The following is a 14,768-nucleotide window of genomic DNA, read 5'->3' on the forward strand; positions in this document are numbered from 1 at the left end:
AGCCTTCGGCAGCTCCTACATTGGGCTTCGGTGTGTTCGGGTGCACCGTTTTCGCGCCTGACTTCGCCGTGTCGTCTATACATACCCGGCCCGACCGCGCTTGGCACGACCGCTGCAACCCTTCTGCGTCTTCCCCTTCCAGCAAGGACTGCCCCATGACGCAGAACGCCTCCGGCAACGATTACCCGCTCAGTGAAGTCCCCATGCACGCGCGCAAAGGCCTGGCCTCGACGGCGATGGTGTTACTGGGCTTCACGTTTTTCACCGCGACCATGTTTGCCGGCGGCAAGCTCGGGGTCGCGTTCGGTTTTGCCGAGATGATGGCGGTGATCATTGTCGGCAACCTGTTGCTGGGTCTCTACGCAGCGGGTCTGGGTTACATCGCCTTCAAGAGCGGCCTCAATTCAGTGCTGATGGGTCGCTTCTGTTTTGGCGAAGTTGGCAGCAAGCTCAGCGACCTGATCCTCGGCTTCACCCAGATTGGCTGGTACGCCTGGGGCACAGCGACGGCAGCGGTGGTGATCGGCAAGTATTTCAATCTCGATGAAACCAGCGTGCTGGTCCTGATGGTGCTGTTCGGTCTGGGCTTCTGCGCTACGGCGTACATCGGCTATCGCGGACTGGAGATTCTCTCGTACATCGCGGTGCCGGCGATGATGTTGCTGCTGATGCTGTCGATGTGGGCAGCGACCGTGAAAGTCGGCGGTTTCGAAGGCTTGCTCAGCGTGGTGCCGACCGGTTCGCTGGACTGGTCGACGGCGATCACGCTGGTGTTCGGCACCTTCGTCAGCGGCGCAACGCAAGCCACCAACTGGACGCGATTTTCGCGCTCGGCAAAAGTGGCAGTGCTGGCCAGCCTGATCGGTTTTTTCATCGGCAACGGCCTGATGGTGCTGATCGGCGCGTACGGCGCGATCGTCTATCAACAGCCGGATGTGGTTGAAGTGCTGCTGTTGCAGGGCTTCGCCATGGCCGCGATGGCCATGCTGTTGCTGAACATCTGGAGCACTCAGGACAACACCATCTACAACTTCGCCGTCGCCGGCTGCAACCTGCTGCGCACCGGGCGGCGCAAGACCGTGACCCTCGGTGGCGCGGTGATCGGCACTCTGCTCGCCCTGCTGGGCATGTACGACATGCTGGTGCCGTATCTGATCCTGCTCGGCACGGTTATTCCGCCGATTGGCGGGGTGATCATGGCTGACTTCTTCTACCGCTGGCGCGGGCACTATCCGCGCCTGGCCGACGCACGGTTGCCGGCGTTCAACTGGCCGGGGCTCGGGGCCTACGGGGTGGGCACCGTCGCTGCGTTCAGCTCGCCCTGGGTCGCGCCGCTGGTAGGCATTGCCGCTGCCGCGCTAACGTATGTCATCGTCACCGGTGTGCTCGGCGCCCGTCGCATCAGCGCACCACTACAAGACCTATAAAAAGGATTCGCTTGATGCACATCATCAACGCCCGCCTGCGCAACCAGGAAGGCCTGCACGAATTGCACCTTGAAGACGGCCTGATCCACAGCATCGCCCGTCAGACCGAAGCGCCGACCCTCGGCGCGGATGACCTCGATGCCGGCGGCAATCTGGTGGTGCCGCCCTTCGTCGAGCCGCACATCCACCTCGACGCCACCCTCACTGCGGGCGAGCCGCGCTGGAACATGAGCGGCACGCTGTTCGAGGGCATCGAATGCTGGGGCGAGCGCAAGGTCACCATCACCGAAGAAGACACCAAGACCCGCGCCAAGAAGACCATTCAGGCCTTGGCCGCCCACGGCATTCAGCACGTGCGCACCCACGTTGACGTCACCGACCCGCAACTCACCGCGCTCAAGGCCATGCTCGAAGTGCGTGAGGAAAGCCGTCACCTGATTGACCTGCAAATCGTCGCGTTCCCGCAGGAAGGCATCGAGTCGTTCCGCAACGGGCGCGAGTTGATGGAAGAAGCAATCCGCATGGGCGCCGACGTGGTCGGCGGCATTCCGCATTTCGAATACACCCGCGATCAGGGCGTCAGCTCGGTGAAGTTCCTGATGGACCTGGCCGAGCGCACCGGCTGCCTGGTCGATGTGCATTGCGACGAGACCGACGATCCGCATTCACGCTTCCTTGAAGTGCTTGCCGAAGAAGCGCGCAGCCGCGACATGGGCGCCCGCGTCACCGCCAGCCACACCACGGCGATGGGCTCTTATGACAACGCCTACTGCGCCAAACTGTTCCGCCTGCTCGGCCATTCCGGGATCAGTTTTGTTTCCTGCCCGACCGAAAGCATTCATCTGCAAGGGCGCTTCGACAACTTCCCCAAACGCCGGGGCGTGACCCGCGTCAATGAACTGCTCGAAGCCGGCATGAACGTGTGTTTCGGCCAGGACTCGATCGTCGACCCGTGGTATCCGCTGGGTAACGGCAACATCCTGCGCGTGCTCGAAGCCGGTCTGCACATCTGCCACATGCTCGGTTATCGCAACCTGCAAAGTGCGCTGGATCTGGTCACCGACAACAGCGCCAAAGCCATGCACCTGGGCGAGCGCTACGGACTGGAACAGGGCCGCCCGGCGAACCTGCTGATTCTCTCGGCAGACAGTGATTACGAAGTGATCCGCAGCCAAGGCCTGCCGCTGTATTCGATTCGCGGCGGCAAGGTGTTGATGAAGCGGCAGATGCCGGTGGTGGAGTTCAGTTGAGATTGCGCTGGGGCTGATGGCCTCATCGCTGGCAAGCCAGGCTCCCACAGGTTTTGTGTTGAGCACATGATTGGGCCCTCATGCAAAACCTGTGGGAGCCTGGCTTGCCAGCGATGGCGTCGGCCGAATCAAGCGATCAACCGCGCCGTGCCAAACAATCTGACGCGCAGCAATTCCCCTTGCGAAACCTCAAGCAAAACCGGTGCGGTGCCACCCGGCATGACCACCCGCACTTCACCCGCCTCGGCCCAACCCACCCGCCACGCGGCACACGCGACCGCACTGGCGCTGGTGCCGGAAGACGCGGTTGGTCCTTCGCCACGTTCGAATACCCGGGCGAGGACTTGCTGCGGCGACACCAGCGCGGCCCATTGCAGATTGACACCCGCCGGGCACGGATTGCCGGCACCGTTGGGCATCGCATAGGCGATCGCTGTAAGCCGTTGGTTCAGGGTGGGTTCACCCATCTGTTCGTTGCTCGGCAAAGCGGCCGCATCGCCGAGCAGCGTTACACAGTGCGGATTGCCGATACGGACGAATTGGCTGTGGCTCCAGTCAGGATCGAGTTCCGCCAAGGGCTGGACATGGCTGACGTCGCGATTGTTGAACTTAACGTTTTCAACCGTCTGCGCACCCACAGCCTCCGGGCCAAATGTGGGCTGGCCGAGGTCGAGCCAGAAACCGCGCACGCCTTCGATTTCGGCCGGTTTTACCGAGGTTTCCAGCGCTTCGCCCTTGTCATGATGAACGCGCAACACGACGCCCTGCTCCGCTATCAAGCCTTGCTCGGTCAATGCCTGAGAAAAAATCGTCAGGCCGTTACCGCTGCGCTCGGCTAGGCTGCCGTCGGTGTTGACGATGAGTACATCGAACGGCGCAGCTGCCTGGAACGGGCCGATCAGCAGGCCGTCGCTGCGGTGGGGTTTGCTGTTGGCCGGGCGTTGGCCTTCGGGCCAGTGACAGAACAAGGCGATGGCGGCCTCGCTCCATTGCTGCCTGGATACGGCGCACTCTGCGGCCCTCGCTGGCAAAGCGATTCCGGCTTCGCGCAAGGCTTGGGGCGAGACCACTCCGTAGATATTGCCGCGTGCGTCGTAGAACTTCGTCATGCCTTGTTCCCGTATTCCATGCTGGCGAAAATCCGACTGTAAACCGCAAACCAGTGTGGGAGCGAGCCTGCTCGCGAAGGCGGTGCGTCAGTCGACAATTCCATATTTGACCCACCGCTTTCGCGAGCAGGCTCGCTCCCACAGGGTAGGATGTTCACCGTTATGCCCCGAAAGGCCTGAGATCGAACCTCAACGCCGTCAGAATGTCACTCGGGATGCAGTTGTTTTTTTGCCAAGGACCGATATGACCAGCCTCAACCCCCAAGACACCTTCGTCCCCGGACGCCTGGAACAGATGTCCACGCGCGTTGCCTTTTTCATTGCCGGCCTCGGCATCGCCGCGTGGGCGCCGCTGGTGCCTTATGCCAAGGCGCGGGCCGGGCTGGATGAGGGCACGCTGGGATTACTGCTGCTGTGCCTGGGTGTCGGCTCGATTCTGGCGATGCCGCTGGCGGGGATTCTCGCCACGCGTTTTGGTTGCCGACGCGTGGCCACCGGCGGCACCTTGCTGATCTGCGCGGCGCTGCCGTTGCTGGCGACGGTGTCGTCGATCCCGGCGCTGATCGCCACGTTGTTCATGTTCGGTGCCGGCCTCGGCACGGTGGACTCGACGGTGAACCTGCAAGCAGTGATCGTCGAGCGCGCCAGCGGCAAGCACATGATGTCGGGTTTCCACGGCCTGTTTAGCCTCGGCGGCATTGTCGGTGCGGCGGGCGTCAGTGCCCTGCTCGGCCTCGGGCTGACACCGCTGGCGGCGATGCTGGTGGTAGTGGTTTTGCTGATCGGCGCTTTGCTCAAATGCGTGCCGCACATGTTGCCCTACGGCAGCGAAAGCTCCGGCCCGGCGTTCGCCATTCCCCATGGCATCGTGCTGTTCATCGGCGGCATGTGCTTCATCGTGTTCCTCACCGAAGGCGCGGCGCTGGACTGGAGCGCAGTGTTCCTCGCTCAGGAACGCGGGATCGACACGGCATACGCAGGCCTGGGTTACGCAGCGTTTGCCCTGACCATGACCGTCGGCCGTCTGCTCGGTGACCGCATCGTGCGCAAGCTGGGTGCCACGCGGATCATTCTGTTCGGCGGGCTGTTGGCGGCGGCGGGGTTGTTTCTCGCCACCTTCGCGCCGAGCTGGCAAGCGGCACTGCTCGGGTATGCGCTGGTCGGCGCCGGTTGCTCGAACATCGTGCCGGTGCTGTACACGGCAGTGGGCAAGCAGACGGTGATGCCGGAAAGCATCGCGGTGCCGGCGATTACCACGCTGGGTTATGCCGGGATTCTCGCCGGGCCGGCGGTGATCGGTTTTGTCGCCCATGCCAGCAGCCTGAGTTTTGCCTTTGGCCTGATGGCGGTGCTGTTGGTCGCGGTGGCCATCGGCGGTAAGACATTGAAAGTATGAAGATTAGCGCGACACCTGTCAGGTTTGACACTAGACAGGCTTTGACCCTTTGAATCATGGTGATTTCCAGCCCCGCGGAAATGGAAATCTGTCATGAACATTCGAATTGGATCGGCTGTTGCACTTATCGCTCTTCTCCAGGGATGCGCCTCCGTCAATCGATACGACTGGGGCGAAGGCGCAGCCAACTTTGCTCCCGCTGAGCGACTGGCCAATGCCAACGGACGTTATGCGCATTGGCAAGCCATTGGCCGTGTCGAAGTTGAAGGCGGCATGACCTGCTCCGGTACACTCATTGACACACGAGAACCCGGTACTGTGTCGAATCCGGCTTATGTACTGACCTCCGGACACTGCACACATCCGGAGATAGGTAATAACGAGGTCATCGTCAATCAGCCTGCAAAGGGTCGGGTGACGTTCAATTATTTTTTCGACACGCAACCGCACAGTCGCTCATATGCGGTAGGCCGGATTGGCTGGAGCACGCTACGTGGCCAAGACATCTCTATCGTTGAACTTGCCACCTCTCTGGAACAGTTGATCAGCGACGGTATCGAGCCTCTGAAACTGGCGCATGCCCCCTTGCCCGCTGAAGAAAACATTTTGATCACCGGCGCGCCCGTGAACGGCTTCATTCAGCGAATGGCATGCAAACAGGAACATTCGGCAGCGGTCATCGAAGGCCCTTGGCGATGGGTAGGACAATCGAGCAACCGTTGCCTCGATGTTGTCAGTGGATTATCCGGCTCACCATTGCTTGCGCGTTATACCAATGAAGTCGTGGGTGTGTTGGGCACTACCACGCGCGGAAGTGACCGTAATCGATGTGACAAGGGCGCCCCCTGCGAAGTCATTGCCGGGCAGGTCAACAAGCGAACTGCCACCAACTACGCCTCCACAACCGAAGGTCTGGATGCTTGCTTCACCAAGGGACGTTTCGACCCGCGTCCGGGTGACTGCCCGCTGGGAGCGGCATGGTCTTTTCCAACATCATCGCAAAACAGCGATTACATCAGAGTCGAGCGTGACGAGCACGGACAAGTCGTGCCATGGCATTGGCTGCAAACCTTCACATTGAGCGCTCCCTACTACCGCTATCGCTATACGCGCACGCTGGACGAATGCCAGTCGCTTGCTGGGTATAGCCAGGTACAAACCGCTCGCCCTGGTTCCGAGAATCAGTTGAGCCATGAACTCAAAGAAGGTGCGGGGCTATATTTTCTCTGCCTGATTGGCCAACAGCGGCCTACGGACGTGCCAAAACAATCGGATGGAAAAACCCCCAGCATCTATTGGCGGTGGTTGCTGGAAGCACCAGCGCCGTTGGCGCCGGCCTATAAAATCGAATGGGTGGGTGACGATGACTACGATGTCAGGGTTTTTCCGGTCTCACCGGATCTGGATCCCTTTCAATTTCAATACAAGTCCGGGCAGCCCGGGAGCGTCAACTGCAATGACGGGCAGGGATTCCAGCGCGTACCGCCCTCCACGGGCGTGTTCCATGTTTCCGTTGCCAATGGCCGGCAGAACGTCTGCCTCAAAGGCGCAGACCTGGCTGGGAATCCCGGACCGACCATCGACTTTCTGATTCCTCAATAGCTTCAGGCCTGTTGTGGCTGAGCCGTGTGAAACCGGTTCAGCCACAACAGCGCCTTAGAAGCCGACGCTGGCCTGCACGAAGAACGTGCGCGGTGCGCCGACATACATCCCCGAGTTGTTGTCGCTGGAGCGGGTGAAGTATTGCTTGTCGAAGACGTTCTTCACCCCGGCACCGAGCTTGAGGTTCGACACCTGCGGACCGAAGTCGTAGCCGCCGCGCACGTTCCAGGTCACGTAACCCGGGATGTCGCCGTACTGCCCGTCCGCCGTGCCTTCAGTGATGTAGTTGCCATTGAAGCTGCCATCCGCATTCACACCGGTGCCCGGCGAACGCTGTTTCGATTGGGCGAAGCCATCGATGTTGTACGTCCAGCGGTTGATCTCGTACCGCAAACCGACCGTGGCCACCTGCCGCGAATAGAACGGCAGATCGCGGCCCTTGAAGCCGGGGATCTCGCCTTCATAGGTGGCGCGGGTGTAGGTGAAACCGGCGTTGGCAGTCAAACCATCGAGGCGTGGATCGAGGGCGGCCATGTCGTAGTGCGCCGAGGCTTCGATGCCCTGGTGCTTGGTCGCGCCGAGATTGGTCCAGCCGACGTCGTTGCTGATGTATTGCAGTTCGTCATCGAAGTCGATGTAGAACAGCGTCACCTCGCCGCCCCAGACATCATCGTTGTAGCGCGTGCCGATCTCGTAGGTCTTGGCCTTTTCCGGCTCCAGACCGTTGGCGGTGCTGTCACCCGAACCGCCCTGGCCGAGCTGGAAATATTGCAGGCTGCCGAACGAGGTTTCGTAATTGGCGAACAGCTTCCAGGCATCGGACAGGTGATACATCACGCTCAGCGCCGGCAGCGGTTCGTTGCTTTCGATGCTGCGGTTTTTCTCCGGTACCGGGCGGCCAGCGGTGTCGAGGACAGCGCGATCATGCCAATCGGTGCTGATGTGTTCGAAGCGAATGCCCGGGGTGATGGTCCAGTTGCCGACGTCGATCTTGTTGTCGACATACACCGAATTGGCCTCGGTGCCACCGGTGCGATCCTGGAACACATGGCCGTCGGAGGTCGGCGTGACCACCGGCTGATTGTTGACCAGCGCCAGACGACTCGACTCTTCGTGCATCGCCTCTTTCAGATAGCGATAACCGACGCTGACTTCCTGGGTGGTCGGGCCGACATCGAACACCCGCGACACGCGCGGCTCGATGCCGAGGGTGTAGTAGGAACGCGGGTATGAGCTGAGGGTGCGCTGATCGCGCGCGGCGATGGTACTGCCGCGAAAGCTGTCGGTGTAATAGGTGAGAATTTCTGCCTGGGTGCGCTCGTCGATCTGGCGAATCCACTTGAACGACACGTCCTTGCGTCGGCCTGTGAACTGGTCGTAGTCACGCACCGATTCGTACGGTTTGTCGTCGTACTGACGCTGGGTCAGACCGCCGGGCATGTCGGCGCTGGCGTCGTAGTAGTGGAAATTGAGACTGAAATCGTCCTGATCGGTAGGCGCCCAGTGCGTCTTGAGCAGCACGTCGTCGATGTCGTTGCCGTTGTTGCGCTCGCGATAGCCGTGGCCGTTGACGCCGGAGTACAGCAGCGCGACGCCCATGCCGTTGTCGGCGGTGCCACCTATAAATGCGGTGTCGATGTGTTTCCAGCCGCCGTACTGCGTCGTTTCCAGGGTGGTGCCGATTTCGCCGGTGGTTTTCTCCGGGATCGCGCGTGTCACGAAGTTGATCACGCCGCCGACGTTCTGCGGCCCGTAGCGCACGGAACCGGCGCCACGCACGACGTCGATGCTGTCGAGGTTGCCCGAGGAAATCGGCGCCATCGACAGTTGCGGCTGGCCGTACGGAGCAAACGCGGCAGGTACGCCGTCGATCAGCACGGTCGAGCGTGGTGACAGGCGCGAAGTCAGACCGCGTACGCCGACGTTGAGGGAAATATCACTGCCGCCGGTGCCATTGGAGTCCTGCACCTGCACGCCAGGCACGCGTTTGAGCACGTCGCTGACGTTCATCGCGCCCTGCTCGACCATCGCTTCGCGGCGAATCACCGTGCGTGCGCCGGGGTGGTTCTGCACCACCGCAGCGTCCGCGTCACCAAGCCAGTCGCCGACCACTTTGATGTCGGTCACGCCGAGCTCCAGCGGGCCGTTGCTGGCTGCGGAGGTGGCGGCTGGAGCGAGCGTCACCGAGCCTTCGTTGATCTGATAATCGAGACCGCTGCCCTGCAACAGCTGACGCAAAGCCTGCTCTGGTGAAAGGTCGCCGTCGACCGCTGGCGCCTGTTTGCCGGCCACCAGCTCAGGGCTGAAAAACACCTGCAGCGAGGTTTGCTGGCCCAGTTCGCTCAAGGCCTGGCCCAGCGGTTGCGCGCGGATATGAATGGCTTCAGCGGCAAACGCCAACGGCATCGCGGCGCTGACCGCCAGCGCGAGAGCCAATGGCAACCAAGGGGATTTTTTATTGTGGGTTGTGGTGATGTTCACGTCGTACGCAGTCCTGTGGATCGCAAGAGTGTGCGGCTGTTAATGCAAACCAGTTGCAGTTGAACAGGAAGACGATGAACTGAAAAAAAACCTGAATGCTATCTGGAAATTATTTCCTGACTGCCATCGGCAAGGGTGCGCACCGTCACCGGCAGGATGCTCGGCAAGGCTTTGAGCAAAGCGTCGGTGTCATCGGATTTGAACACGCTGGTCAGGCGCAGGCTGGCCACGTTCGGCTGGGTTACGGTCAGCGGTTTGTCGCGATAGCGCGATACTTCCACCGCGACTTCACTGAGGCTGGCGTTGTTGAACACCAGTTTGCCGTTGCGCCATGCGGTCAATTCCGCCGGGCTAACCGCGTAGGCCGGCAGGACCTTGCCCTGGGCATCGACCGAAGTGCCGAGGCCTGCGGTAAGGTTGATGAACTCGTTGTCCGGGGCAGCACTTCCCTGCACCTTCACCGTGCCCTGCTCCACCGCCACGCGGGTCTGCGTGGCATCGCGGCGCACATCGAAACGTGTACCGGTGACTGTGACCTTGCCGCTGCCGGCTTCAACAATGAACGGACGCGAGGCGTCGTGTTCAACGCTGAACATCGCCTCGCCCGCGCTCAATTCGATAACCCGTCGATCCTGCTCATAACGCACCTGCAAGCGGCTGCGACTGTTCAGATCGATCAGCGAACCGTCCGGCAACGCCACATGCTTGCGCTCACCCGGCGCCGTGGCGAATTCAGCGCGGTAAGCGCCCGGATGATTCAAACCACTGAACAGGCCAAGCCCCAGCGCCACGGCCAGAACACTCGCGGCCACGGCATAACGCAGCAACGGCCGGCGTTCGCGGCGGGGAGTTTGCGCAAGCGCCTGAAGACGCGACGTCGGCAGCAGATCAGCCGCCGCCCACAAACCCTGCAGCAACTGGAATTCTTCGCGGTGTTGCGGATGCTCGTTCAGCCAGGCCTCGAAGCGCTGCCGTTGCTCGACGCTGACATTCGACTCCTGCAATCGCACGAACCAGGCCGCCGCTTCGTCACGCACCGCCGCTTGCCCACAGGCGCAATCACCCGTCTCCATCATGGAATGTCCTGTCCGGCTGAAAATGAAAAGATCCAAGCGCTCATGATTGCAAGCCATCCAGCCGCTCACGCAGATGCCGCAGGGTGCGGATCATATACTTTTCGACCATGTTCTTGGACAGCCCCAGGCGTTCGGCGATTTCTGCCTGAGTCAGGCCTTCGATCTTCTGCCAGACAAAGATCTTGCGGCAGTTGAGCGGCAGCTCGGTGAGCGCGCGTTCGATGGAATCGGCCAACTGGATCGCGTGCATGTAATGCTCCGGATCGCCCGCCGACGACGCAGTGTCCTCGACCGCCTCCGACTCCAGGGCGCCCCGCCGGTCCTCCCGCCGATAACCGTCAACGGCGATATTGCGTGCAGTCTGATGCAAATACGCACGCGGCTGCTGCACCGCCGCCGAATCCGCCTCGAGCACCCGCACAAAGGTGTCGTGCGCCAGATCCTCGGCCTGCGCGCGATTGCGCAGGCGCCGAGTCCAGGTGCCGATCAACTCTTCGTAATGCTCGAAAAAGCCGGATCTGCGGGAGCGCATGGGGGATTGGCGGCATGGTGAGAAAGGGGCGTGAATAGTAATGCTTCGTATTAATACAAAGCAATGCATGCTGTGATGGTGTTCTTGATGCGCAAGGTGCGCTCACACAAGGCCGAGTTCAGATGGACACTGAAGATCTCCCTGTGGGAGCGAGCCTGCTCGCGAATGCGGTATGTCAGCAACGATGATGGTGACTGACACGTCGCCTTCGCGAGCAGGCTCGCTCCTACAAGGGAAAAGCGTGAATGCCTCAGGCCTGCGGCAGTTTGCGGAAGCCCACCGCCAAGCGATTCCAGCCGTTGATGGTGTTGATCGCCACCGTCAGGTCAACCAGTTCCTTCGGCGAAAACTGTGCAGCGACGACTTCATAGTCTTCGTCCGGCGCGTGGGTCAGGCTCAGTTGTGTCAGCGACTCGGTCCACAGCAGCGCGGCACGCTCACGCTCGCTGAAGAACGGCGCTTCCCGCCATGCCGTCACGGCGAACAGGCGGCGTGGGGTTTCGCCGTCCTTGATCGCGTCGGCGGTGTGCATGTCGATGCAGAATGCGCAGCCGTTGATCTGTGAAGAGCGCAGCTTGACCAGTTCGAGCAGGCTCTTTTCCAGCGACAGTTTCGAGACGGCATTTTCCAGCGCCATCATCGCTTTCATGGCATCGGGGGAAGCGGTGTAGAAGTCGGCACGAGGTTGCATGGTGGGCTCCGGGGTAGCGATTGAATGTGCGGCTACGTTAGTCCCCGGGGGTGGTTCGGCAAATAGCCAATATTGCAGAAGAACGGTAGGCCACTCGGCGCGGCGACTGACCGCTCGTCACTCGACGGGCACCAAGGTTTCAGTGCGCAAGACCAATATCAGGTAATCCCCTTTATCAGGAGACGTACCATGATGACGCGCAAATTCACTTCGTTATTGTTGGCCGGCCTGCTCGCCACGGCGTCCGCCGCCAGCTTCGCGGCCAATGACAGCACCGATGCGACGGGCACCAAGTCCGGCGGCGCCAGCAGCTCGACTATGCCGCCAGACAACACCCCGGGCTCGCCATCGGGTGGCAGCGGTTCTGGCGGAACCAATAACGGCACCGGCACCGGTACTGGCTCGGGAATGGGCACCGGTACGGGCACCAATGGCGGCGCCAGCGGTTCGGGTTCCGGCGCGGGCGGTGGCACCGGCTCGGCCGGCGGCGGCACGGGTGGTGCGGGCGGTGGCACGGGCGGCTGAACGAACAAGAGCCATCCCAGATAGTCCTGCTTACATCAGGACCCAATGTGGGAGCGAGCCCGCTCGCTAAAGCGGTCTGTCAGCCAACCTTGATGCAAGCTGACACACCGATTCGCGAGCAGGCTCGCTCCCACTTCTGATTTCTGTTGATTGAAAGAATCAGCGATCCGACCGCATCAGTTCGGCAAAACCTTCTTCCGGCGCATACACCGCCGCGCGATTGCGTCCGGCATTTTTCGCCTGATACAACGCCGCGTCCGCGCGCTGGATAAACACTTGCGGGCTGTCGTTGCCGTGCGGAATAAACGCATAACAGCCCAGGCTCACGGTGAGATAACCGGTCGGCGAGCCGCTGTGGATGATGTGCTTGTCGATCACGCTGCGGCGAATCTGCCCGGCTATCGCCAGCGCGCCGTTGATGTCCGTGTCCGGCAACAGCACGGCAAATTCTTCGCCGCCATAACGCACCGCCAGATCCGACTTGCGCTGGCAGCAGGCCTTCACCACTTGCGCCACCTGCGCCAGGCATTGATCGCCGGCGACATGACCATAAGCATCGTTGTAGCGCTTGAAAAAATCGATATCGAGCATGATCAGGCTGACCGGGCTGACCTGGCGTGCGCCACGGGCAAATTCAATGTCCAGCGAGCGCTCGAACAAGCGCCGATTGGCCAACCCGGTCAGGCTGTCGTGGGTGGCAATCTGCTCCAGCGCCAGTTGCGCCTTGCGCAGATTTTTCTCGATACGCTCGCCGTCGCGCACCTGATGAATGAACACCCAGCCGAACAGGCCAACCCCAAGAATCACCAGCGCGACAATCACGCTGGACTGAAACGCGCGGTCATACCAGCCCTGCAGAATCGTGTCTTGCGACGTCGCGGCAGAGACCACCAGCGGATACGAGGCGAGCTGTCGATAGCCATACAAGCGGGTCACGCCGTCGACCACGGAGTTGAGCATCGCGGTGCCAGCGTTAGCGTTCGGCAGCAGGGTTTGATAGATCTCGCCGTGGGCCACCGAGGTATTGATCAACGACTCATCAAAGGGCCGTCGCGCCAGCAAGGTGCCGTCGGTCAGCGCCAGAAACATGATGCCGCTGTCATCGAGGCTGAAGCTTTTGAAGAACTGATCGAAGTAGGACATGCGGATGCCGGCCATCAGCACGCCCTGAAAATTGCCGAGCTGGTCGTTGACGCGTCTGGAAATCGGAATGATCCACTCGCCGTTTTCGCGGCTGCGAATCGCCGGGCCGATGTGCGCAACGGTCGAAGCATTCTGCTGATGGAACTTGAAATATTCGCGATCGGCCACACCGTTGCCACGAGGCAGATCGGCAAACGAGGTGATGATCCACTGCCCTTCGCGATCGAAGAGAAAGATGCCGTGCAACTGATCGAGCTGCTGCGCGCGGCGGGCGAAAATCCGCTGTAACCGGGGTCGCTGCGCCGTCCCGTAACCATCGTCCTGAATCCAGTCGACCAGGCTGGTCATCACCAGATCCGCTGCCCGCACGGTGTCCTCGGCCTGCTGCGCCATGGCCCGGGTCAGGTTGCCCGAGGCCATTTTCGCCACCGCCAGATCCTGACGCCGCGACTGCTCCAATTGCAGGTACAGCAGACCGCACAGGCACAGGCTCACCGCAACGATAAACAGCACCGCCGCTTTGCGAAGCGGCAACCGTTTGAGCGTGCCGGGGGCCTGATGCGGATCGTGAATGGGGATTGGCAAAAGCATGTCCTGGGCAGGTACGACAGGGGCGCGAGCCCGAAACCCTTGTATGTGTGAGCGTAGCCCACCGGGATGTACCGGGCAAACGCCCGCCTCCCGCCCAGTTATCGGCGCGTCGCGAGTTTGGATGATCGCTTTTCGTCGATTTATTTACGATTGCTTCTTTACGGTTAATCAGTTGTGCAGGGCCAGCCGCCGCATCGCGCTGGTCAGGTGCTCGCGGGCACTTTGCGCATCGCCTTCACGCATCTGTTCATAGGCGCGCTGCGCAATCGCATGAGGCACCGGTTTCAATTCGCGCTGAGTGGCCATCGCCAGCAGTTGCACCTGCGCGGCGCGTTCCAGGTAATACAGATCGTCCCAGGCTTCGGCAATGGTCGGCGCGGCGACAATCACCCCGTGGTTTTTCAGAAAGAGAATGTCGGCGTCGCCCATGACGCTGGCGATGCGGTCGCCTTCGGATGCGTCCAGTGCGAGGCCGTTGTAATCCTCGTCCACCGCCGTCCGTCCGTAGAACTTCAGCGCGGTCTGCCCCAGCCACAGCAGCGGCGGGCCTTGCAACAGGCACAACGCGGTGGCGTGCGGCATGTGCGTATGGAAGGCGACTTTTACCCGTGGCAGTTGTTTGTGCAGGCGCGCGTGGATGTAGAACGCGGTCGCTTCGGGCTCGCCATCGCCATCGACCACATTGCCGACGAAGTCGCAGACCAGCAGATTCTGCGCTGTCACTTCCGAAAAAGCGTAGCCGTATGGATTGACCAGAAACAGATCATCATGCCCCGGCAGCATCGCCGAAAAGTGATTGCAGATGCCTTCCTCCAGACCATGCAACGCGGCCAGTTGAAAGCACGCAGCGAGTTCGTTGCGGGCGGTGATGATCGCCTCGGTGTCCAGGTGCAGCGTTGCGCTTGGTCTGGCTTTGCCAGTGCCGCTCAAGATATGAGCCATGGC

General features: G+C 61.2%; 12 protein-coding genes. 5 read left to right on the forward strand and 7 right to left on the reverse strand.

What is annotated here, in order from left to right:
- Window positions 1-155 precede the first annotated feature (155 nt).
- Together codB and codA are read left to right on the forward strand one after the other, a co-directional pair.
- The gene (gene codB / locus D8U61_RS09805; protein ID WP_130926835.1) at window positions 156-1,427 is read left to right on the forward strand and encodes a cytosine permease; all 1,272 of its coding nucleotides are present in this window, start codon (window positions 156-158) and stop codon (window positions 1,425-1,427) included.
- 14 nt (window positions 1,428-1,441) lie between these two features.
- Window positions 1,442-2,677 (forward strand): cytosine deaminase, encoded by a 1,236-nt coding sequence (codA, locus tag D8U61_RS09810; protein WP_039763460.1) that lies wholly within the window; start codon window positions 1,442-1,444, stop codon window positions 2,675-2,677.
- A 128-nt stretch (window positions 2,678-2,805) separates the two neighbouring features.
- On the opposite strand, the gene D8U61_RS09815 is transcribed toward codA, so the two are convergent.
- On the reverse strand, window positions 2,806-3,786 hold the full coding sequence (locus D8U61_RS09815) for a diaminopimelate epimerase (RefSeq protein WP_130926836.1): 981 nt from the start codon (window positions 3,784-3,786) through the stop codon (window positions 2,806-2,808).
- Between the two features lie 244 nt (window positions 3,787-4,030).
- Between D8U61_RS09815 and D8U61_RS09820 the strand changes: the two genes are divergently transcribed.
- Entirely contained in the window at window positions 4,031-5,182 is a 1,152-nt protein-coding gene (locus tag D8U61_RS09820) for an MFS transporter (RefSeq protein ID WP_130900557.1), read from the forward strand.
- Between the two features lie 93 nt (window positions 5,183-5,275).
- Entirely contained in the window at window positions 5,276-6,784 is a 1,509-nt protein-coding gene (locus D8U61_RS09825; protein ID WP_130926837.1) for a trypsin-like peptidase domain-containing protein, read from the forward strand.
- A gap of 54 nt (window positions 6,785-6,838) precedes the next feature.
- On the opposite strand, the gene D8U61_RS09830 is transcribed toward D8U61_RS09825, so the two are convergent.
- The 4 genes from D8U61_RS09830 to D8U61_RS09845 all read right to left on the reverse strand — a co-directional run bounded on the left by D8U61_RS09830 (window position 6,839) and on the right by D8U61_RS09845 (window position 11,564).
- Window positions 6,839-9,265, reverse strand: coding sequence for a TonB-dependent receptor (locus tag D8U61_RS09830; protein WP_130926838.1), 2,427 nt, complete (start codon window positions 9,263-9,265; stop codon window positions 6,839-6,841).
- 98 nt (window positions 9,266-9,363) lie between these two features.
- The gene (locus tag D8U61_RS09835; RefSeq protein ID WP_130926839.1) at window positions 9,364-10,341 is read right to left on the reverse strand and encodes a FecR family protein; all 978 of its coding nucleotides are present in this window, start codon (window positions 10,339-10,341) and stop codon (window positions 9,364-9,366) included.
- Between the two features lie 40 nt (window positions 10,342-10,381).
- Entirely contained in the window at window positions 10,382-10,873 is a 492-nt protein-coding gene (locus D8U61_RS09840) for a sigma-70 family RNA polymerase sigma factor (protein ID WP_130926840.1), read from the reverse strand.
- 250 nt (window positions 10,874-11,123) lie between these two features.
- The gene (locus D8U61_RS09845) at window positions 11,124-11,564 is read right to left on the reverse strand and encodes a carboxymuconolactone decarboxylase family protein (protein ID WP_016775423.1); all 441 of its coding nucleotides are present in this window, start codon (window positions 11,562-11,564) and stop codon (window positions 11,124-11,126) included.
- A 189-nt stretch (window positions 11,565-11,753) separates the two neighbouring features.
- On the opposite strand from D8U61_RS09845, the gene D8U61_RS09850 reads away from it, so the two are divergent.
- A complete protein-coding gene (locus D8U61_RS09850) occupies window positions 11,754-12,089 on the forward strand; it encodes a hypothetical protein (protein ID WP_016775424.1) in 336 nt (111 codons plus the stop codon).
- 159 nt (window positions 12,090-12,248) lie between these two features.
- Here the strand turns inward: D8U61_RS09850 and D8U61_RS09855 are convergent, their stop codons facing one another.
- Window positions 12,249-13,817, reverse strand: a complete 1,569-nt coding sequence (locus tag D8U61_RS09855; protein WP_130926841.1) for a sensor domain-containing diguanylate cyclase — start codon at window positions 13,815-13,817, stop codon at window positions 12,249-12,251.
- A gap of 174 nt (window positions 13,818-13,991) precedes the next feature.
- On the reverse strand, window positions 13,992-14,765 hold the full coding sequence (locus tag D8U61_RS09860; protein WP_130926842.1) for an aldolase: 774 nt from the start codon (window positions 14,763-14,765) through the stop codon (window positions 13,992-13,994).
- Between the last annotated feature and the right edge of the window lie 3 nt (window positions 14,766-14,768).

The sequence above is a fragment of the Pseudomonas sp. Sample_14 genome (assembly GCF_004307515.1).
GTDB lineage: Bacteria > Pseudomonadota > Gammaproteobacteria > Pseudomonadales > Pseudomonadaceae > Aquipseudomonas > Aquipseudomonas atacamensis.